17 protein-coding genes, 1 tRNA gene and 1 other annotated feature are annotated in these 20,444 nt (G+C 42.6%); of the genes, 16 read left to right on the forward strand and 2 right to left on the reverse strand.

Annotated elements, in window-relative coordinates:
- The 4 genes from IQ270_RS11510 to IQ270_RS11525 all read left to right on the forward strand — a co-directional run.
- A partial coding sequence (locus IQ270_RS11510) for a phosphopantetheine-binding protein (RefSeq protein ID WP_193973354.1) occupies nt 1-2,111 on the forward strand: 2,111 nt, incomplete at its 5' end.
- A gap of 36 nt (nt 2,112-2,147) precedes the next feature.
- Nucleotides 2,148-3,182, forward strand: a complete 1,035-nt coding sequence (locus IQ270_RS11515) for a ParA family protein (RefSeq protein ID WP_193973355.1) — start codon at nt 2,148-2,150, stop codon at nt 3,180-3,182.
- A 9-nt stretch (nt 3,183-3,191) separates the two neighbouring features.
- Nucleotides 3,192-3,794: a HEPN domain-containing protein gene (locus IQ270_RS11520; RefSeq protein WP_193973356.1), complete on the forward strand. Its 603-nt coding sequence runs from the start codon at nt 3,192-3,194 to the stop codon at nt 3,792-3,794.
- A 92-nt stretch (nt 3,795-3,886) separates the two neighbouring features.
- Nucleotides 3,887-8,041 (forward strand): non-ribosomal peptide synthetase, encoded by a 4,155-nt coding sequence (locus IQ270_RS11525; protein ID WP_193973357.1) that lies wholly within the window; start codon nt 3,887-3,889, stop codon nt 8,039-8,041.
- 207 nt (nt 8,042-8,248) lie between these two features.
- Here the strand turns inward: IQ270_RS11525 and IQ270_RS11530 are convergent, their stop codons facing one another.
- Nucleotides 8,249-9,598 (reverse strand): inorganic phosphate transporter, encoded by a 1,350-nt coding sequence (locus IQ270_RS11530; protein ID WP_193973358.1) that lies wholly within the window; start codon nt 9,596-9,598, stop codon nt 8,249-8,251.
- A 67-nt stretch (nt 9,599-9,665) separates the two neighbouring features.
- Here IQ270_RS11530 and rplS point away from each other — a divergent pair, with 67 nt between their 5' ends.
- The 8 genes from rplS to rplL all read left to right on the forward strand — a co-directional run bounded on the left by rplS (nt 9,666) and on the right by rplL (nt 14,217).
- On the forward strand, nt 9,666-10,049 hold the full coding sequence (rplS, locus tag IQ270_RS11535) for a 50S ribosomal protein L19 (RefSeq protein ID WP_193973359.1): 384 nt from the start codon (nt 9,666-9,668) through the stop codon (nt 10,047-10,049).
- 134 nt (nt 10,050-10,183) lie between these two features.
- Nucleotides 10,184-10,256, forward strand: a tRNA-Trp gene (locus IQ270_RS11540).
- Nucleotides 10,257-10,579: 323 nt separating this feature from the next.
- Nucleotides 10,580-10,813: a preprotein translocase subunit SecE gene (gene secE / locus IQ270_RS11545; protein ID WP_193973360.1), complete on the forward strand. Its 234-nt coding sequence runs from the start codon at nt 10,580-10,582 to the stop codon at nt 10,811-10,813.
- Nucleotides 10,810-11,448: a transcription termination/antitermination protein NusG gene (gene nusG, locus IQ270_RS11550; protein WP_193973361.1), complete on the forward strand. Its 639-nt coding sequence runs from the start codon at nt 10,810-10,812 to the stop codon at nt 11,446-11,448. Before secE ends, nusG begins: the two co-directional genes overlap by 4 nt.
- A gap of 3 nt (nt 11,449-11,451) precedes the next feature.
- Nucleotides 11,452-11,877 (forward strand): 50S ribosomal protein L11, encoded by a 426-nt coding sequence (gene rplK / locus IQ270_RS11555; protein ID WP_193973362.1) that lies wholly within the window; start codon nt 11,452-11,454, stop codon nt 11,875-11,877.
- Between the two features lie 200 nt (nt 11,878-12,077).
- Nucleotides 12,078-12,791: a 50S ribosomal protein L1 gene (gene rplA / locus IQ270_RS11560; RefSeq protein WP_193973363.1), complete on the forward strand. Its 714-nt coding sequence runs from the start codon at nt 12,078-12,080 to the stop codon at nt 12,789-12,791.
- Nucleotides 12,792-12,902: 111 nt separating this feature from the next.
- Nucleotides 12,903-13,077 (forward strand) — a sequence feature (ribosomal protein L10 leader region).
- Nucleotides 13,078-13,106: 29 nt separating this feature from the next.
- Complete coding sequence (gene rplJ / locus IQ270_RS11565) at nt 13,107-13,691, forward strand: 50S ribosomal protein L10 (RefSeq protein ID WP_193973364.1); 585 nt, start codon at nt 13,107-13,109, stop codon at nt 13,689-13,691.
- A 136-nt stretch (nt 13,692-13,827) separates the two neighbouring features.
- Nucleotides 13,828-14,217, forward strand: a complete 390-nt coding sequence (gene rplL / locus IQ270_RS11570) for a 50S ribosomal protein L7/L12 (RefSeq protein WP_193973365.1) — start codon at nt 13,828-13,830, stop codon at nt 14,215-14,217.
- A 229-nt stretch (nt 14,218-14,446) separates the two neighbouring features.
- On the opposite strand, the gene IQ270_RS11575 is transcribed toward rplL, so the two are convergent.
- Nucleotides 14,447-15,811: an NB-ARC domain-containing protein gene (locus IQ270_RS11575; RefSeq protein ID WP_193973366.1), complete on the reverse strand. Its 1,365-nt coding sequence runs from the start codon at nt 15,809-15,811 to the stop codon at nt 14,447-14,449.
- A 227-nt stretch (nt 15,812-16,038) separates the two neighbouring features.
- Here IQ270_RS11575 and IQ270_RS11580 point away from each other — a divergent pair, with 227 nt between their 5' ends.
- From IQ270_RS11580 to IQ270_RS11595, 4 genes are all read left to right on the forward strand, one after another.
- Nucleotides 16,039-16,263 (forward strand): hypothetical protein, encoded by a 225-nt coding sequence (locus IQ270_RS11580; protein WP_193973367.1) that lies wholly within the window; start codon nt 16,039-16,041, stop codon nt 16,261-16,263.
- Nucleotides 16,264-16,375: 112 nt separating this feature from the next.
- Nucleotides 16,376-17,536: an FxsB family cyclophane-forming radical SAM/SPASM peptide maturase gene (locus IQ270_RS11585; RefSeq protein ID WP_193973368.1), complete on the forward strand. Its 1,161-nt coding sequence runs from the start codon at nt 16,376-16,378 to the stop codon at nt 17,534-17,536.
- A 39-nt stretch (nt 17,537-17,575) separates the two neighbouring features.
- Nucleotides 17,576-19,420 (forward strand): HEXXH motif-containing putative peptide modification protein, encoded by a 1,845-nt coding sequence (locus IQ270_RS11590; RefSeq protein WP_193973369.1) that lies wholly within the window; start codon nt 17,576-17,578, stop codon nt 19,418-19,420.
- Between the two features lie 7 nt (nt 19,421-19,427).
- Nucleotides 19,428-20,399, forward strand: coding sequence for a DUF483 domain-containing protein (locus tag IQ270_RS11595; protein WP_193973370.1), 972 nt, complete (start codon nt 19,428-19,430; stop codon nt 20,397-20,399).
- The last annotated feature ends 45 nt before the right edge of the window (nt 20,400-20,444 follow it).

The raw sequence follows: 20,444 nt of genomic DNA on the forward strand, positions 1-20,444 counted from the left end.
TGCCTGTTCTCAATAACAGTGCAACATCTCAGTTTCAACCAAATTCAGGAGACAGAATTTACAAAACCGGCGACTTCGTGCGCTACCGAGCTGATGGCAACCTGGAATTTTTGGGACGCATTGACGAACAAGTAAAAATTCGCGGTTTCCGCATCGAATTAGGAGAAATCGAAACAGTATTAACTCAACATCCAGCGGTGCAGCAAACCGCAGCCACAACCTCGGAAGATGCAGAAGGAAATAAACGTTTAGTAGCTTATGTCGTCCTCAATGCAGAATATAGCAGCGCCAGCGAAAAAAACCAAATAATGCAATTGCAGGACGAACAAGTTTTGCAGTGGCAAATGCTGTACAATGAAACTTACGATCGACCTGCTGTTGACTCAGATCCAACATTTAATATTGTCGGCTGGAATAGCAGTTATACTAATCAGCCAATCCCAGCAGAACAGATGCGCGACTGGGCGAACAATCAAGCCGCCCAAATTTTAGCTTTGCAGCCGAGCCGAGTGTTAGAAATTGGCTGCGGCACAGGTTTGTTGCTGTTCCAAATTGCCTCTCGCTGCACTCAATATTGCGGAACCGACTTTTCACCTATTTCGCTCAACTATATTCAGCAGCACTTGGCAAATCAAGAGTTAGCTAATGTAACGCTGCTTCAGAAAATGGCGACAGACTTTGCAGGAGTAGAGACAGCAGCTTTTGACGCAGTAATTCTCAACTCTGTCGTCCAATATTTCCCGAATATCGACTATCTCGTGCAGGTGCTAGAAGGTGCGGTGCAAGCAACTGCTCCCGGCGGCTTTATATTCATCGGAGATGTCCGCAGCTTGCCGTTGCTGGCAGCTTTTCACGCTTCGGTACAACTGTATCAAGCCGAACCTTCTCTCGCTGGCGAACAGTTGCAGCAGCGAGTACAAATGCAAATTTTTCAAGAAACAGAGTTAGTTATTGAACCAGATTTTTTTAAGGCATTAAAGCACTGCTTTCCGCAGATTGATGCCGTAGAGATTCAATTGATTCGCGGTAGTTACCACAATGAGTTAACTGATTTTCGGTACAATGCTATTCTGCATATTGCGCCGGAAACAGATCCCCCCAACCCCCCTTATGAAGGGGGGCTAAGAAGTGTCTCTAACTGTTATGACAAAACAGAGCTTCATAACCCCCCTTTTCAAGGGGGGCAGGGGGGATCAAAACGGTTGGATTGGTCGGATGAAAATCAGAATCTGACTGTTGCGAAGGTGCAACAAATATTATTGGAAAATCAACTCGATATTTTCAGAATTGCTAATGTGCCTAATCCGCGGGTAGCGGCAGCCGTGAAAGCAGCAGAATTGCTGTCTGTTATCGATAAATTTGACACAGCGGCTCAGTTGCAGAAAGCAGTGGAAAAAATCGATTATTTAGGAGTAGAGCCAGAGGATTGGTATGCTTTAGAAGTTCCGTATAATGTTAATATTAGTTGGTCTAATTCCGACAGTGAAGGGCGATACGATGTAGTCTTTTGGCGGGGAAAATCCCGATATTTTCTGCGAGAAACCCGAAGCGATAACTTGCGTCCTTGGCGCTCTTATGCTAACAATCCCTTGCAAGCTAAAGCAGCGCGCAAATTAGTACCGCAGTTGCAGGCTTACCTAGCCGAAAAACTGCCTGACTACATGATTCCGTCGGCTTTTGTGGTGCTGGAGTCGCTACCGGTGACGGCTAACGGAAAGGTCGATCGGCTCGCTTTACCTGCACCGGAGCCAATTAAGCTAGAATTGGCTGGCGGTTATGTTGCGCCTCAGACTTCTATTGAGCAAGTTTTAGTGAAAATTTGGGCAGAAGTTTTGGGGATAAAGCGAGTGGGTATCCGCGACAATTTCTTTGAATTGGGAGGGCATTCGCTGCTGGCGACTCAGCTTGTTTCTAGAGTGCGAGATGCGTGCGGGGTAGAGTTGCCTTTGCGCCGGGTTTTTGAAGCGCCGACAATCGAAGAATTATCTAAGATTGTGGAGAGTTTGAAACAGAACAATGCTCAAATTAAAGCTCCGGCTTTAGTGCCTGTTTCTCGCGAGAATCGCCGCGTGAAGTTGTCATCGCTGAACAGAGAAAGTAAAGAGAGATGATGAAAAGGTTATCGTCCCTTCCAAGAAATAAACCAAATGAGTTCATACGCTTTCTGGAACAATAAAGGCGGCGTCGGCAAAAGCTTCCTTTGCTTTGCAGCAGCTTCCGAATATGCTTACCGTTACCCCGATACAGATGTCTATGTAATTGATTTATGTCCGCAGGCGAATGTGTCGGAAATGCTACTTGGCGGATATTTCACTAGCCCAGATGCGCTGCATTTTTTAATGAGCAAAACTCCGCGCGCAACAATAGCAGGCTATCTAGAAGCGCGTCTGAACTCTCCATTTCGGATGGTTGCAGACGTATCCCCATATCTATGCGAACCGAGAGAATTCAATCAGAATCTACCAGAGAATCTAAGAATTGTATGCGGGGACAATTACCTGGAAATAATTTCTGAAGCAATCCGACAAACATCCCAGTTGGAAATACCTTATGACTCGTGGAAACAGGTGCTAACTTGGGGACGAGACCTGACGGTGGCCCTGCGTTCATATAGCGGCGATCGCGATACCATATTCTTCATAGACTGTAGTCCTACTTTTGCTATTTCTACACAGCTTGCTCTTGTGGCTGCCGAAAACTTGATTGTACCATTTATAGCGGAGTATACTTCACGTCTGGCGATCGAGAATGTCCTCGCAATTCTCTATGCCATAACCGACCCGCATACTGCGCCATACGCACGAATTGCTTTTGCAAAACGCGCCAAGGAAGAAGGTGTGCCTGTACCAAAATTACATACATTCGCGAGCCTACATTTGACTTTGTACGAAGGGAGAGCGAGCAAAGCATACGAAGCTGTAAACCAGAGAATTATGCAGATGATGGATGATATACACAAGAAGCACCGTCATATTTTTGCTAACTCCAAAGACAAGCCGAGTAACACCTTCATTGAAATCCCAGATTTTGCCAGCGGTTCTGTACTCGCTGCTACGACTGGCACGCCCTTGCACAAACTCACACTAGCAGCCAAAAACATCGCGGGCGAGCAGGTGCAATTGAATGCAGAGTCATTGCAAAGGTACCGAGATACACTTGAAAAATTCGTGAATTGTCTTTAGGAAATCGCCGTGCCGTCAACAGCAGCATTGAAGTACAAAACAGCGTCCAACACGGCTAGAACACTTCGCGAAATAGCTACCGATCCCCGCTTGCAACCAATATCGCGCAGTAAAACTCAAGTCTACTATCACTCCGCTCTAGCTGCATTTGTTGCTGTGTGGGATGCTTACATAAACGAACTCGTTCGCAATTTTTTCGCTGCAACTGCAAATCCTTTAGATCCCAAATTTCATGCCGTACATTCTATTGCTAGAGATGCGGCGGAACGCGCACTTGACAGATTTAATACACCAAACTGGGAGAACACGCGAAACCTTCTGATTCAAAACACTGGTTACGATCCTATTGGCGATTGGATTTGGTCTGCAAGAAGCCTGAGCGGATTAGCCGTTCGGCAGAAGCTAAATGAGATTTTAAGAGTCCGGCACAGTTTTGCACATGGTTTTGCTATTCCCGCGCTTTCTTGGACTCAAACAGCAACCGGAAAAGTTCGGCTTACGGCTAAAGCGATAGACGATGTTGATGTGTTTTTTACACATCTTGTGAATGTTACCGACCTCGGCATGAAGCAGCATATCGAAACGAGTTATAGTCTAGTATTGCCTTGGTAAAGATTTTAATCAAAGAGATGAAATCTTATCTATGTAATATTTGTAGGCTACTTTGTACGCGCTTTCCTTTGAGGCTTGCCTGATAATTTGATATGACTCAGTATTTTTCCGACAATTCCCTCCCGGCTGGTGAAGAAAAGCTTAATCTTCCCGAAGAAACAGAAGTTTTCGTCTTCCCGGCATCATTTGCCCAGCAGCGGCTTTGGTTCCTCAATCAATTAGCACCGGGCAATCCTTTCTACAATGTCTCAACAGCGCTCCGCTTAACAGGTTCCCTCAACTTCATAGCCTTAGAGCAAACCTTCAACGAAATTGTGCAGCGGCACGAAACTTTACGCACCACTTTTACGCTTTTGGAAGGGGAACTCGTACAAGTTATTGCTCCCATTCTAACCGTACCTCTCCCGACAATCGACTTACAAAATCTTTCGCCAGCTCAGCAGGAAACCGCAGCGCTGCAACTCGCAACCGATGCAGCGCAATGCCCTTTCGATTTAGCCGCCGGGCCGTTATTTAAAGTAACGCTGCTACAACTGGGTGAAACCGAACATATATTGTTGCTGAATTTACATCATATTGTGGCTGATGGTTGGTCGATTGGAGTGCTAATTCGAGAGCTGGGAACGCTCTATACGGCATTTGTAAAAAACGAGCGTGAAGCGAAGCTATCCCGAAGGGAATCGCACTTACCAGAACTGCCCGTGCAGTACGCCGATTTTGCAGAATGGCAGCACCAATACTTGCAGGGCGAAGTATTAGCAACCCAGTTAGCTTATTGGCGGCAGCAGTTAAACGGAATTACCACACTCAATCTACCAACAGACAGACAAAGGCCGGCGGTTCCATCCTACCGAGGTGCAAAACATTTGATAACACTATCACCTGTTTTGAGCGAGCAGCTAAAGTCATTGAGCCAGCAAGAAAGCGCGACTTTATTTATGACCCTGCTGGCTGCTTTTCAAACTTTGCTGTACCGCTATACAGGACAAGTAGATATTGCAGTAGGAACGCCGATCGCCAACCGCAACAAGAGCGAGATAGAAGCATTAATCGGGTTTTTTGTCAACAGTTTGGTGCTGCGTACAGATTTGTCGGGAAACCCAACTTTTCGGGAACTATTGCATCGGGTAAAAAACGTCGCAGTCGCAGCCTACGCTCACCAAGATTTGCCCTTCGAGAAGTTGGTTGAGGAATTGCAGCCCGATCGCGAATTGAGCCGCAACCCCCTATTTCAACTTAGTTTCAGCCTGCAAAACACTCCTGTAGCAGCGCTAGAATTGCCCGGAATCACTTTGAGGGCGATTCCCTACGGGATAGCTACGCTTCACGACTTTGACAGCGGAACCGCCAAGCTCGACTTAGAGTGCAACTTGTGGGAAGATGCAGGAAGCATTCAAGGACAAATTGTTTACACCACAGATTTATTCGATCGCGCCACAATTGCGCGCATGGCGGAACATTTCCAAACCCTGCTAAAAGCCATTGTTGCAAATCCCCAACAGCGCCTCAGCGACTTGACTTTGCTGACAGCCCCAGAATACCAGCAATTATTAATTGATTGGAATGACACTCACAGAGATCATCCGCAAAACCAGTGTTTCCATCAGCTATTTGAAGAGCGAGTCGAACTCGCGCCCAATGCTGTCGCCGCCGTCTTTGAAAACCAGCAATTAACCTACCGCCAACTCAACAGCCGAGCCAACCAACTTGCACGTTACTTGCAGCAATTGGGAGCCAAACCGGAAGTTTTAATAGGGCTTTGTCTAGAACGTTCTTTAGAAGCGATCGTCGGATTGCTAGGCATTATCAAAGCAGGCGCAGCATATCTGCCTTTAGATCCAACTTATCCTCAAGAGCGCCTCAACTTCATATTAAAAGATGCTGTGGTGCCGATTTTAGTAACTCAGCAGCACTTAGCAAACAACTTGACTGCACCAGAATCTTTAGGAATTTTTACAGTTGTTTGTTTGGACTCCGACTTAGAAAATATCGCCAGAGAAAGCCCTACCAACTTAACTACAAATATTTTACCAAAAAACCTAGCCTACGTCATTTACACATCGGGTTCAACCGGAAAACCCAAAGGTGTTTTAATCGAACATCGCGGACTGTACAACTTAGCAAAAGCTCAAATAGAAGCTTTTCAAGTAAGCTCAAATCACCGGATTTTGCAATTCGCATCTCTGAGTTTTGATGCCTCAATCTTTGAGATTGTCATGGCATTGGGAACCGGAGCAACACTTTATTGTGCCAAGAAAGAATCTTTATTGCCAGGACAAACATTAATCCAATTTTTGCAAGACAATGCTATTACTCATGCTACCCTGCCGCCCTCGCTGCTAGCAGTCCTTCCAAGCGCCGAACTTCCCGCACTGCAAACAATCATCTGTGCTGGCGAATCCTGTTCCCCGGATATTGTGAAATGCTGGGCTTCTGGGCGCAGATTTTTTAACGCTTACGGCCCTACAGAAGCGACAGTCTGGTCAAGTTTGGCCGAAATTGGCGAGTGCAAAAAACCGCCAATCGGCCGCCCAATTCCCAACACTCAACTCTATATTTTAGATGAAAATTTACAGCCTGTACCAGTTGGAATTCCCGGTGAATTGTACATCGGCGGCAGGGGATTGGCACGAGGCTACCTGAACCGCCCCGAATTAACCTCCCAGCGATTTATTGCTAATCCGTTTAGCCAGAAAGCAGGAAAACGAATTTACAAAACAGGTGACTTAGCTAGCTATTTTCCCGACGGCAATATTGAGTTTTTAGGCCGCACTGACGAACAGGTAAAAATTCGCGGTTATCGAATAGAATTGGGAGAAATTGAAGCGCTGCTGGTTCAGCATCCAGCAGTCAAAGAAACAGTGGCGGTTGCTGGGGATGATTTGTCTGGCAACAAACGCCTAGTTGCTTATGTCGTCACCCATCAAAATCAGACGCTCAATCGCGGGGAAATGCGCCATTTCCTTAAACAACAACTGCCCAATTACATGATTCCCAATGCTTTTGTGGCGATCGATTTTCTGCCCCTAACTCCCAATGGCAAAATTGACCGCCTGCGCTTACCTGCACCGGGAAATCTAACTAGCAATTCAATAGATAAAAGCTGCATTGCACCTCGCACGCCAACCGAGTCAACCCTCGCCCAAATTTGGGCCACAATCCTCAACACAGAGCCTGTTGGCATTGACGATAACTTCTTCGATTTGGGTGGAGATTCCCTGCTGGCAATCCGCCTAATCAATGAGATTAACCAGCAATTTGAGCGCGAGTTGCCCCTGTCTGCTCTTTTTCTAAATCCGACAATTGAAGGTTTAGCAGATTCGCTATCTTCAGGAACAAAATCTCTGGAATGGTCGCCTTTAGTTGCAATTAAACCGGGCGGTAAAAAGCCGCCTTTTTTCTGCGTTCATCCTATCTTTGGTGTCATATTTCCTTATTGCGAGTTAGCGTTTAAACTAGGAGAAAACCAACCGTTTTACGGGCTGCAACCCAAAGGAATTGACGGCGAAAGTTCTCCGCTAACTCGCATTGAAGACATGGCGGCTGACTACATTGCAGCCTTGCGTACTGTTCAACCAAAGGGGCCTTATTTTTTAGGAGGCTGGTCTTTTGGGGGTTTGGTGGCTTTTGAGATGGCTCAACAGTTACTCGCAGCGGGTGATGAAGTGGCTTTGCTGGCTGTGCTCGATACTTTAGCGCCGGTTGCTGCTAACAAACCTTCTGTTTGGGACGGTTGCAAGTTTATTCTGACTACTGTTTCCCGCTCTATCTGGCCTTTTATAGTAGATTATTTTCGCTTGGTGGCTGCGGCAGAAAATGTTGTCCAAGTTGGCGGTATTGTGGGCAGGTTTCCTAAATTAAATAAGCTGCTTAATTGGACAGCTCATTTTTGGCATGGCTGGAATTGGAAACAGGCTGTTATGGTTAGCATCTTATCTAGAGAGTCAAAAGAACACAACTGGCGCGAGCTGGCAATTCCCTCTATGTTTACTGTATTTGGGGCTAACAGTCAAGCAACTCTCAGCTATGTACCGAAAATTTATCCGCACCGAATTACTCTGTTTAGATCGGGGGAAAAGCTCAGCACGAGTCAACAAGATCCGACTCTTGGCTGGAGCGAATTAACGACGGAACAAGTAGAGGTGATTCGAGTTCCGGGGAATCATCTTACTATGTTGAGAAAACCCAATGTTGAGGTGCTGGCTCGACAGCTAAAGTATTGCTTGGATCGGGAGTTGAGTGATTGAGTTAGCCGCGTGGTTGTGCTTCGCCACCGGGTTTTTTAGCATGGGAATTATTTCTATCTCTCCGATCTTCATCGGCGTGAATCAGCGTCTATCTATTGTCATCTGCGGTTAATAAATTCTCTTTTTTTAACCGCAGATGAACACGGATTCACGCTGATGAATTCTCTCAATTCTGGTTGATTGTTCTGAAATGCCTCAATCTAAAATCTAAAATCTCACAATCCATTGGGCGATGGTGAAAATGCTAGCACCCAAAACGGCTGCGATCGGAATTGTCACTAGCCAAGCCGAACCAATTGACAGCAAAGTTTCCCAGCGTACTGTTTTCCAAGCTTTGACAAGCCCGACTCCGACAACTGCACCGACTAAAGCGTGGGATGTGGAAACTGGCAAACCGAAGCGGGATGCTAGCAAGACTGTGGTGGCTGTGGCTAATTCCGCGCAAAATCCGCCGCTGGGTTGGAGTTGGATGATTTTTTCGCCGACTGTGGCAATTACATTTTTGCCCCAGATGGCTAAACCGATGACTATTCCTGCGCCTCCGACGACTAAAATCCACAGGGGAACGCTGAAATCGCCAGAGGGAAAGGAACCTGTGCGCCGGATGTAGGCGATCGCAGCTAGGGGGGCAACGGCATTACCAACATCATTGGAACCGTGGGCAAATGCTACAAAACAGGCGCTCAATACTTGAAATCTCGCCATCTGTTGCTCGATCGAAGAGTGAGGATGTGTCGGAGTCGGCGAGTCGGTATTTTCGCTAAATTCCTTCTCCCCTGTTGCTTCTTTCTTCTCAACTAATTCTAATTTTTTCCAGCTATTGAGCGAAAGCCCGATCGCGCCCATACCCCCAATGGCAATCACAATATCGTGAATTGGGAGATTCCAGCCAAATCGATCGTACACTGTGGCGATCGCCCCTGTCTGCACCAAAGCCACATCTACAATAGACGGCAATACAATGATCCCGAATATGCTCAGCAGTGCTGCACTCAGCCAAGGTATCCACTCGCGCATCTGAAATAGAGGATCTGGCCGATCGAGAATCGAATACTTCACGGCACTGTAAAATAGTGCTGCTAAAACACCGCTGGCAAAAGGTGTCGCCAGCCAAGTTAAGGAAATAGTGCCGATTGTTCGCCAATCAACCGCATCAATTCCGGCCGCCACGCAGCTAAAACCCGCGATTGCGCCCACCACCGCATGAGATGAAGAAACCGGCAAACCTAGACTCGTAGCGATTTGCAGCCACAAGCCGCCAGCTATCAGCACCGACACCATCCCGACTAAAAATACTTGTGGCTGAGCCGCGAACACATCTGCATTCACAACTCCTGTTGCCAGAGTTTCGGAAACTCCCCGGCCGAAAAGCACTGCGCCGGAAAACTCCAGTATGCCTGCAACAATGATTGCTTGTCGCAGCGTTAGAGCCTTCGAGCCTACGGATGTCCCCATTGAGTTGGCGACATCGTTGGCACCCAAGTTGGCAGCGACGTACAGGGCTAGTGCAGCCATTGCCGGCAGTTGCAGAAATACGAGCTCAGAGGTATTTAACATAGAAAGTTTTTGAAATAAAACTGACAGTTCGATATATGATAAGGGATTGTGAGTTTTGGAAAATCCCATGAAAGGCGCAGAAATAATCCGTTCGATTGAGACGGAAGAAATAAATAGAGTCACCGAAGAACTAAAAAAGCAGCTCCCCGAAATTTACGTCGGCGACACAGTGCGAGTCGGCGTGAAAATTAAAGAGGGCAGCAAAGAACGGGTTCAGCCCTACGAAGGAACTGTAATTGCCATGCGTAACGGCGGGATTAATGAAACAATCACCGTGCGTCGCGTGTTTCAGGGCGTGGGCGTGGAACGGGTGTTTTTGATTCACTCGCCTCGCATCGCTACCATCCAAGTGATGCGCCGCGGGAAAGTCCGCAGAGCAAAACTTTACTACCTGCGCGATCGCGTGGGCAAGGCTACTCGCGTCAAACAGCGGTTCGATCGCTCTTTGTAGGAATGCACCAAGCTTTCGGTTCATTCATGGAAAATGGGAAATTGAGAAATTTCCCAAAAAAGTTTTCCATTTCCGAGCGCACTGTGTTAAAATATCAATCTAGAGGTTAAGCGAATTTCAGCAACCTCACCTGTGCGCTCTTAGTTCAGTTGGTAGAACGCAGGTCTCCAAAACCTGATGTCGGGGGTTCAAGTCCTCCAGGGCGCGCTGAATCACCAAAATTGAAATTCTGCCCGAAAGCGCCCGGATTATTGGCTGGAAACAGCCGAAACGGCAATCTTTCGGGTAGAATTAATTTTTGTGGGCGGTTCGCAAAAAATGCCACCAACAAATGCTCGGTGTTAGTGATCGATCGTCAGTTTGGGCGATCGGCATTTATACCGTTCACAGGTTGAGCTTGTAAAAGTGCTGGCGAAAGGATTTGAGATTTTGGACTTGGGCGTAAGTGGTTAGTGTCAAAAAATCAAAAAGCCGCGAGCCACTCACAAAATCTAAAATCTAAAATCTAAAATCGCAAGGGGGATGGGATCGTGGCGAAAAAAGACGAAGCTCAAGAAACTCAAGAAATGACTGCAGCCGGGTTTGACCCAGTGGGTTTTTTAAAGGAAACTAGAGAAGAACTCGACAAAGTGGTATGGCCGAGCAGGCAGCAGCTAATTAGCGAGTCTTTGGCCGTGCTTTTGATGGTAATCCTTTCAGCAAGCCTGATCTATTTGGTGGATAATTTCTTTAACTGGGGCGCAGGAAAGGTGTTTGGGCCATGACTTTTGCATCAGAAGAATCCGAGTATTCCACAGAAGCGACGGAACAGGCAGCATCGCCAGACGTGCCGGAGATAGATGCTCGCTGGTATGCTGTTCAGGTTGCCTCCGGCTGCGAAAAACGGGTGAAGGCAAACTTGCAGCAGCGAATTCAAACTTTGGATGTTGCCGATCGCATCGTTCAAGTCGAAATTCCGCAAACTCCGGCGATCAAAGTCGGCAAAGACGGTTCCAGGCGGCAGTCAGATGAAAAAATCTTTCCCGGCTACGTACTCATCCGGATGTTTATGGACGAGGATACGTGGCAGGTGATCAAAAATACCCCGAACGTAATTAATTTTGTCGGGGCAGAGCAAAAACGCCGCTACGGGCGCGGCAGGGGTCACGTCAAACCGCTACCTCTGAGTCACTCAGAAGTAGAACGGATCTTCAGAAATGCTCAGGAATCAGAACCAGTTGTCAAAGTATCGATGGCAACAGGAGACCACGTCGTGGTACTTTCCGGGCCGTTTAAGGATTTTGAAGGCGACGTGATTGAAGTTAGCCCGGAACGGAACAAGCTCAAAGTTTTACTCTCGATTTTTGGGCGCGATACGCCTGTAGAATTGGAGTTCAATCAGGTTCAGAAACAGAACTAACTAATGGCAAAGAAAGTTGTTGCAGTAATTAAGTTGGCGATTACGGCGGGAAAAGCCAACCCAGCTCCTCCGATCGGCCCGGCTCTGGGTCAGCACGGCGTCAATATTATGATGTTTTGCAAGGAGTACAATGCTAGAACCGCAGACCAAGCGGGTCTGGTGGTTCCAGTAGAAATCTCGGTTTTTGAAGACCGCAGTTTTACGTTTATTCTCAAAACCCCGCCGGCTTCGGTTTTGATTCAAAAAGCTGCTGGCATTGCTAAGGGTTCGGGAGAACCTAACCGCAAGCAAGTAGGGACAATTACACAGGCTCAGTTGCGAGAAATCGCTGAAGCCAAAATGCCTGACCTCAATGCTAATGATGTTGACGCTGCAATGAAAATTGTGGCGGGAACGGCTAAAAACATGGGCGTGGCGATCGCGGATTGAAGTCAGTTGAGAGGAAAGCAGTAATTCCTGATTTTAAAGCTGAAATCTTCAAGCTCAAATCGCAAATCCTAAAGTCGATTCAGGGGGAGAAGCAAAGCTTCGCTAAGAATCGCAAATGTTTTAGATTTGAAATAACCAAAACGGCTCAATTCTCAAATCTAAAATCTAAGATATCAAATTGACTAACCCCAAAAATAACAATGGCAAAGAAAGTATCCCGAAGACTCCAAGAACTTCAAAAGAAAGTAGAAGAGAGACCTTACCTACCGCTGGAAGCTCTGCAACTTTTGAAAGAAACAGCAACCGCTAAGTTTGGCGAATCTGCTGAAGCTCACATCCGTTTGGGAATTGACCCGAAATATACTGACCAACAGTTGCGGACAACTGTATCGCTGCCAAAAGGCACGGGTCAAGTAGTCAGAATTGCGGTGATTGCTAAGGGCGAAAAAGTTAAAGAAGCTCTGAATGCCGGCGCGGATCTTGCTGGTTCTGAAGAGTTGATCGATGAAATTCAAAAAGGCATGATGGACTTTGATTGCCTGATTGCTACCCCAGACGTGATGCCGTTGGTGGCAAAATTGGGCCGGTTGTTGGGCCCGCGCGGTTTGATGCCTTCTCCCAAAGGTGGCACGGTGACGACTGACATTGGTCAGGCCATCAACGAGTTTAAAGGTGGTAAAATGGAATTCCGTGCCGATCGAACTGGCATCGTTCATGTTATGTTTGGCAAGGCAGCTTTCTCAGCGGAAGATTTGCTGGTCAACCTTCAGGCTTTGCAAGAAACTGTTGACCGCAACCGTCCTTCGGGCGCTAAAGGTCGCTACTGGCGCAGTTTGTACGTATCCGCAACAATGGGCCCGTCGATCGAGGTCGATATCAGTGCTCTGCGCGATCTGAAACTTGACGCTGCCTAGAAAGAATTTAAGCAGAAGGCAGAAGGTAAAAGACAGCTTCGGCTGTCTGTGTAAATCTCTCACCAGACTTGCGCCAAAGCTCTGCTAAGGTCTGACTTGTGGTGATAAGCCCAATCAAAAATCAATAAGCCCAAGACCGCAGGTGCCAATCGCTTAATTTCCTGCCGAGGCTGAAGAAATAAAAAACTCAAGACTCAAATATTAGAAAATTTCTATTTTTTAATTCTGACTTGTTAATTTTTAATTCTCTGCCCCGGCTTGAAGGTCGGGGTTTTTGACGGGCAATTTTCGATCCTAAAAGGAGGTGAAATAAGTATGGGCAAAAGTTTAGCAGCAAAAAATGAGATTATTGCAGACCTCAAGCAAACCTTGAGCGAATCTCAACTGGTAATCGCGATCGACTACACGGGCTTAACTGTTGGTGAAATCACAGATTTGCGTCGGCGTTTGCGTCCGAAAGGCAGCAGTTGCCAAGTGGCAAAAAACACGCTAATGCGAATTGCGGTTGAAGGCAACGAAACCTGGCAGCCGATGCAGGAATTGTTGACCGGCACGTCGGCATTTCTGTTCGTTCAAGAAGATATTGGCGGCGCAATAAAAGCTTACCAAGAATTCCAAAAAGCTTCCAAGAAGACTGAACTTCGCGGCGGCGTGATGGAAGGACGGGTACTGAAAGATGCTGATATTAAAGCATTAGCCGACCTGCCCTCGAAAGAACAGCTCATGGCTCAAATTGCTGGCGCTATCAACGGTGTCGCAACCAAATTGGCTGTGGGTATCAATCAAGTTCCTACTTCGATCGCGCGCGGTCTCAAAGCTTATGCTGAAAAAGACGGTGATTCGACAGAAGCACAACCTGAAGCAGAAGCACAACCTGAAGCAGAAAGCGTATCTGCTTAGTCATTAGTCATTAGTCATTAGTCATTAGTCATTAGTGTCGATTCACAGACTGACTAATGGAAACAAGAGACTAATAATTAATGAGCAATCCAAAATCCAAAATCCAAAATCTAGAATCGAATTAGGAGTTTAACGAATGTCTACAGCAACTGATGAAATCTTGGACAAACTTAAGTCTTTGACTTTGCTCGAAGCATCTGAATTGGTGAAGCAAATCGAAGAAGCTTTCGGCGTCAGCGCTGCTGCTCCTGTAGGCGGCATGATGATGATGGGCGGGGGCGCAGCAGCACCTGCTGAAGTAGCAGAAGAGCAAACCGAATTTACTGTGATGCTCGAAGAAGTTCCTGCTGACAAGAAAATCGCAATTCTGAAGGAAGTCCGCACGATTACCGGTTTGGGTCTGAAGGAAGCGAAAGAATTGGTAGAAGCCGCACCGAAGGCAGTTAAGGAAGCTATTGCTAAGGAAGCTGCTGAAGAAATGAAGAAACAGCTTGAAGCTGTGGGCGCAAAGGTATCTGTCAAGTAGCGATACCGAGTCGGCTTTGAACATCATCTTGTGGGGGCGAATAGAATTCGCTTCTACACAAACAAAGTCCGCCTACGCGGACTAAAAAAAGGTTAGATTGAGCCTGATTTGGTATGACACAGTATGGTTGACAGGTTAAAACCTGTCGCTATCAGACCTCAGTCTTCACATAGAGACTGAGGTTTTTTTTGTTAATTAACTTGACACATTTCGATATACAATAAAATAATTAAATTTCATATTGACAACAATTCTTTACATATTCCTGAAAAACAGAAGACAATTTAAACAAGATTTTATCCTCTTTTATTTTCGTCACTAAATACCTTTGTTGTAAAGATTGTAAACCATTAATTAAATCCATTGATGATAAATCTAAACTCTGTTTTAAGTATTCTCTGGATACAGGCATATCGAACTTACTTAATTCTAAAACAAGTTGCTGTTCTCTAGGTGATATTCTCTTAAATAACTGGTGAAAGTTATATTGCATATCCTTGGTAATAATCAAGCTATTCTCGGCTAAAAACTCAGCAACTTCACCATCAAAAATCTTTTTAATTAAAATAGCAATACTTTTTAAATAAACCGGATTACCCTCATATAAATTAATTAAGTGTAACCAACTATCCTCATCTTTCAATCCTGTACCTTTCAGAATTGCCACATCATCTAAATCTGACAACTCTAAACATTTTATCGGATATAATTCCTCATCTAAACACTCCATTTCCGCACATTGCTCTTGACTAACTAAAATCACATTACTTTGATGCTCAGTTTCTGTAATCATGGTGAAAAAGTTTTGATAATCTTGATATTCAGATTTATATTGTCCCGCCAATTGACCGGGAATAAAGATATTATGAACATCATCAAGAATAATCAAACATTTTTTGTCTCTAAAAACATCTAAGAATTGTTTTAACTTATCATCTATAGTTTCTTGAGCTTCTTGTTTACAAGCATTCAATAAATCATTAACCAATAACTCTAAAGGTTTAGGAAATTTTAGGCTGATCCAGATAATTACTTCAAATTCTTGTAGATTGAGATCGACAAACCTTTTAACTAGAGTAGTTTTACCAATTCCACTCAATCCCAATACTGAGGTTAAACGAGTATTTTGATTTAAAATCGAATTAGAAAGGGTTTTGATTTCAGATTGTCGTGCGTAAAAATTGATAATTTGAGGAGCTACGGTTAAATCGCGATAATGTGATGTAGATTGAGTATTTATATCACTTTCTTGATGTTGTTTATTAGGCTGATTTAAGATTTGTGAACTAAAATTAAAGTTATGATTAGTACCAATACAAATATTTTGAGATGATTCAATATATACTCTTTTTAAGCTAGAACGAAAATTATTTTTTTTTATATCCTCACCCAATATTTCAGATAAAAGTTGCCATAATTCAGCACCTACATCACCTACATGATTTTTAGTGACATAGCACTTCTGGGCGATATCATCATAGGTTTGTCTTTCCCAAGTCCCCTCAACTACAGCCCTTTGAACATCATCTAGGTGCTTTCCAGTTCGTTCAACCACTAGCCGATCGACAAATTGTAACACTTGATTTACATTCATAAAAACTATACATGGCAACCCTTTAGCCCATTATAGCTTAACCTGAATCCTATTTTTTCCGATCTTTTCCGATTTTTTGCTTAATATTGTGTAACAAAGCTCCCGTTGAAATCCGAGTTTTTCCGATCGCACTCCCATATTTAATTTTGGTATGCTCTTAAATCGAACACAGGCTTAAAAAGTCGTGCTTTTTCCGTTGTTGATGATTTTTTAGGAGCATTACTAAAATGACACAAGCAAAAGAAAGATTACTCACTGATACTTACTCACAAAATGATTGTATTGTTCTTGACCTTGAAGAATTTGACTTAAGTGACTTAGATGCACTCAAAAATACAGCACTTGGTAATATTTTAGAAATAAATTTTCAAAATCCAATGGGAACATCTGATAATAATCGACATGAGAGCCATTCTTCTCATGGTGAGTTCAATCAACGTGCTTGGGGGTAGTCAAGCACTGGCTATTACAGAATACTAATTAAATGGCTACTAAGTTACCTCAAGCAATAGTAGCCATTTAATTCTGGCATACATAATTTAAGTTTTGAACATATCATAATTTATGGCTCAGTTCACACCATTACATTCGCTGGTTTGTAAAGTAGTATCCCGTTGCAACCTTAACTGTGATTATTGCTATATGTATCAGCATAGCGATCAAAGTTGGCAACAGCAACCTTTGAAAATGTCCGAAGCAACTATTACACAATTAGGTAAGAGAATTGATGAACATACCACCAAACATCAAGTATCAGAATTTTCTGTAATCATGCACGGTGGAGAACCTCTTTTAGCAGGGTTAGACTATCTCCAAAAATTTCAAGAAATTATTTCAAAAAATGTACCTAATGTTAAACTAAGATTTGGCATACAAAGTAATGGTGTGTTGTTAAACGACGAAATCTTAGACTTCTGTATTTCTAATAATACAACAATAGGTCTAAGTATGGATGGCGATCGAGAAGCTAACGATTTGCACCGCTTAGATCATCAAGGTAAATCTGCATTTTCTAGTTTGGAAAAAACTCTTCAATTATTAAGTAGCGATCGAGGACGGAAAATATGGGCAGGTTTTTTATGTGTGATCGATCTACATAACGATCCTGAAGCTGTATATTCTTATTTGTCACAATATAATCCTCCTTCGATTGATTTTTTGTTACCTTTAAATCACCATGACTTAAGACCTCTTGGTAAAGAACAATCCCTTGATGTAACTCCTTATGCAGACTGGCTACTTAAGATTTTTGATATTTGGTATCATCAAAAACCTCAAACAATCAAAATTAGGAAATTCAAGGAAATTATTTTACTAATGCTAGGATTGCAAGGAAATTCAGAAGAATGGGGTTTAAACCCTGTTGATTTTGCCGTTATTGAAACCAACGGTGATATTGAAGCCGTTGATTCTTTGAAAGTTACTTATCCCGAAGCTACCAAGTTAGGAATGGATATATTTACCCACAGTTTTGATGATATTTTTGACTCTCCAAAGGTTATTCAACGTCAAGAAAAGTGGCAATATTTGAGCGAAACTTGTCAAGAATGTAACTTAGTTAAAGTTTGTGGTGGTGGTTATCTTCCCCATAGATATTCTAGCGAAAATTACTTTCATAATCCATCAGTGTATTGTTCCGATCTCAAAAAAATGATTACTACAATTCGCCACGAAGTAATTGAAGATATGCAAACAATAAAGAAGAAAAAAAATCCTGCTGTTTAGTCAAATTTCATCTTATTAAATTAGGGTAGGGTTAGTCCAATGAAGATCGAGCTGGATATTAATACCGTCAAAAACTTAGTTTCTCCTACGGGGGCTTCCGATCCATTAGTTAAAGTAATTTACTTAGCAGAATATCATAGAACTTTGCTAAGGTTAAGTAATCTCTCTCAAAAAATGCAATCAGAATCACCTAAGTTAATTGATAACTATACCAACTTTTCTCAATCTTTTGAGTTGGTAAAATCTTTTTCTAAAAATGCCCAAAGAAAGATTTTACGCTATCCATCTTTTAGTGTTTGGTTAGATACTGCTTGGGAATTAGTTAACCGCAAAGCTCATATTCTGTTTCCAGAAATGCACATTAAGTTTCATCTGGAATCTTTCCCAAAGTTTCTTTTGGCAATGGCAAAATATGATAATGTAGAAAATTTTGAATGTTTTTTATATACCGATCATGCTGGAATTATTGCCATACCCGGAGCCGGAATTTATTTACAGCATCCTCAACATCTTGCCTTTCAAAGATTGCGTTTTATTACCACAACTAATGAGAGTTTTAATATTTATGCGGATGGCAATCAAAATTTGGAGATGATTCAAAATGAAATACCTCATCTCAATAATGGCATTGAATTAAATGCTTTTGATAGCGATTTACGTTTAGGTGGTCGCTATGATTTGAATTTTGAGGAATTAACACCAACTTCCACTATTAAATGGCTATCTAGTTTAGAGGAAGCTTGGTTTTGGATAGATAGTTGTTCAACTTTATTAGCAAGTGAAATTTTCATGGGAGTACAATCTTTAGTTCCAGTACATTCTCATGCTATTGATGTTCATAGAAGTCAGACATTTCGCGAAATACCTGGACTTCTGGTTTTATCTTGGATGTCAGATACCTCAGTAATAGTAGAAGCTTTAGTCCATGAATACCATCATCACAAACTTAATGCTTTATTAAATTTAGATCCAATCATTGTAGAAGGTAGTCCTGAAGCAATTTATTATTCTCCTTGGCGTGATGATCCCCGACCTCTCAGTGGTATTTTGCAGGGAATTTATGTATTTCAAGCTGTTTTAGAATTTGGGCATAAAATTCTGAAAACAGATATACCTATTTTACAAGAAAAGCGTTTAAAACAAAGAGTATATACTGCGAAACAACAACTGCTAACTGCGCTTAAAGTTTTAACAACAAATGCTAAGTTTTCCTTAATTGGTCAAGCATTGATTGAAGCAATAGAAGAAAATATCGATCGAGTTGAACCTGAAATTTCTCAAACAGAAAAACAACTGATTGACGTTAGATTAAAAGAACATCAGCAGAAATGGGAAGCGGCAAATCTTAATTTAGTCGGAACACAAATATTGCCAATTCAAGTATCTATTGATTTGGCAAATAATGACAACAATACAATATTGAATCAATCATGTGAATGGCTAGGAATTACACCAAATATTAATTTACGTCCCTTAACTTATCTGAGACAACCATTCGATCCAATTCTTGAGACTTTAGTGGCTGTTTACCACGATCGAGGCTTAAAAGAATTAGAAGACATATTAAAAGAAACTCAGTTGGGAGATTTAATTTTATTAGACTTAATATGTGGACATACTGCTTATCTTAATCAAGACTATCAGAACGCAGCAGAATTTTATCAAACTTGTCTTGAGCAATATCCTAATGCTCCTTATTTTTGGCAATGTTTTATGTTTGCATTGAGACATTTAAACCTGTTAGAAGATTACGAATTAATCTTGCTTAATATAGATAAACTTGTTGCTAATAGTTTAGAAATCAAAAGATTAATCAGGCAAAACTTGAACTCTGAAAATAAAGTTCAAATGATGGTTAAATTAGTTCAAACATTAGTTAATTAAAAAATTCATGAATACAGCAAGTTTGAGCAAACACTTAGTAAATAGTCCTTTTAGCAAATACCTTGAGATCTTTCCTAATGGGGGACAATTACCTTCTTTTATTGCTACTGTTAAAGGGTTAAAATCGGCAACAGATTTATGGGTGCAAAAGCCAAAATGGAAATCTTTTTGTGAATTAGCTCAATATTTTGGCTTGTATTATTATGTAGATGCTTATTTTTATCAAGATATGGGAAAATTAAACAGTTTACCTCAAGAGTTATTTACTAAAACTAAAGCTGTTTTTAGTAAAGAATTTTCTGGGGAAGCTCATGTTTTTATTGCTAAGTCACAAGATGCTTTAACAAATGCAATTGCTTCAGGATGGTATCCTTTAGTTGTCGGTCAAAGAGTAATTGAAAAACATTTACCAGACCATTATACTTTTGGAAAAGCACTAGGTTATCCCCAATGTTGTCTTGATTTTTTTCAAAAGCGAAATCATTGGAATTTTTATAATAATTACTATGAAACTTATCGCCATACAATTAACAAACCTACATATTTATCAAATGGATTATTACGTCATACTCCATTTTCACTAATTCCCCACATACCTTGTTCTTTTAATTGTGAAGCATCTATCGAATATGCTCAAAAAAATCGCCTTCTAATTAATGAGGAGAACCCCGAATATTTAGAAGAAATAGAATATCATTTGCAAACACCAATTTTATGTCTTTCAGAACTTAAGATTTATCGTTTTGAAGGTAACATTGTTGCTGAAAATGTAGTCAACTATCAATCTGTAGAGGCAATATCTCCTACATCACAAAATGATTTACTATATCAAATACTTGTTAAAGGTGATGCTTGTATGGTTGAGGGGAATATTATTAGAGTTTACCGAGACAATTCTCAGATCAGTGCTTATTTTGCGAGAGGTGACAAACATGAAGTAGAGATTCCGTTTTTGATTATTTTTTTCAAAGATACTTAATTGACAAGATAGGTATTCTCAAAAACATTTTCAGGGGCGTATAAA

It is taken from the genome of Microcoleus sp. LEGE 07076, from assembly GCF_015207455.1.
Taxonomy (GTDB): Bacteria; Cyanobacteriota; Cyanobacteriia; order Cyanobacteriales; family Microcoleaceae; genus Microcoleus.

Coding starts and splice junctions, on each gene's coding strand:
- IQ270_RS11515 (WP_193973355.1), top strand. CDS start 2,148: ATGAGTTCATACGCTTTCTGGAACAATAAAGGCGGCGTCGGCAAAAGC.
- IQ270_RS11525 (WP_193973357.1), top strand. CDS start 3,887: ATGACTCAGTATTTTTCCGACAATTCCCTCCCGGCTGGTGAAGAAAAG.
- IQ270_RS11530 (WP_193973358.1), bottom strand. CDS start 9,598: ATGTTAAATACCTCTGAGCTCGTATTTCTGCAACTGCCGGCAATGGCT.
- rplS (WP_193973359.1), top strand. CDS start 9,666: ATGAAAGGCGCAGAAATAATCCGTTCGATTGAGACGGAAGAAATAAAT.
- nusG (WP_193973361.1), top strand. CDS start 10,810: ATGACTTTTGCATCAGAAGAATCCGAGTATTCCACAGAAGCGACGGAA.
- rplK (WP_193973362.1), top strand. CDS start 11,452: ATGGCAAAGAAAGTTGTTGCAGTAATTAAGTTGGCGATTACGGCGGGA.
- rplA (WP_193973363.1), top strand. CDS start 12,078: ATGGCAAAGAAAGTATCCCGAAGACTCCAAGAACTTCAAAAGAAAGTA.
- rplJ (WP_193973364.1), top strand. CDS start 13,107: ATGGGCAAAAGTTTAGCAGCAAAAAATGAGATTATTGCAGACCTCAAG.
- rplL (WP_193973365.1), top strand. CDS start 13,828: ATGTCTACAGCAACTGATGAAATCTTGGACAAACTTAAGTCTTTGACT.
- IQ270_RS11575 (WP_193973366.1), bottom strand. CDS start 15,811: ATGAATGTAAATCAAGTGTTACAATTTGTCGATCGGCTAGTGGTTGAA.
- IQ270_RS11580 (WP_193973367.1), top strand. CDS start 16,039: ATGACACAAGCAAAAGAAAGATTACTCACTGATACTTACTCACAAAAT.
- IQ270_RS11585 (WP_193973368.1), top strand. CDS start 16,376: ATGGCTCAGTTCACACCATTACATTCGCTGGTTTGTAAAGTAGTATCC.
- IQ270_RS11590 (WP_193973369.1), top strand. CDS start 17,576: ATGAAGATCGAGCTGGATATTAATACCGTCAAAAACTTAGTTTCTCCT.
- IQ270_RS11595 (WP_193973370.1), top strand. CDS start 19,428: ATGAATACAGCAAGTTTGAGCAAACACTTAGTAAATAGTCCTTTTAGC.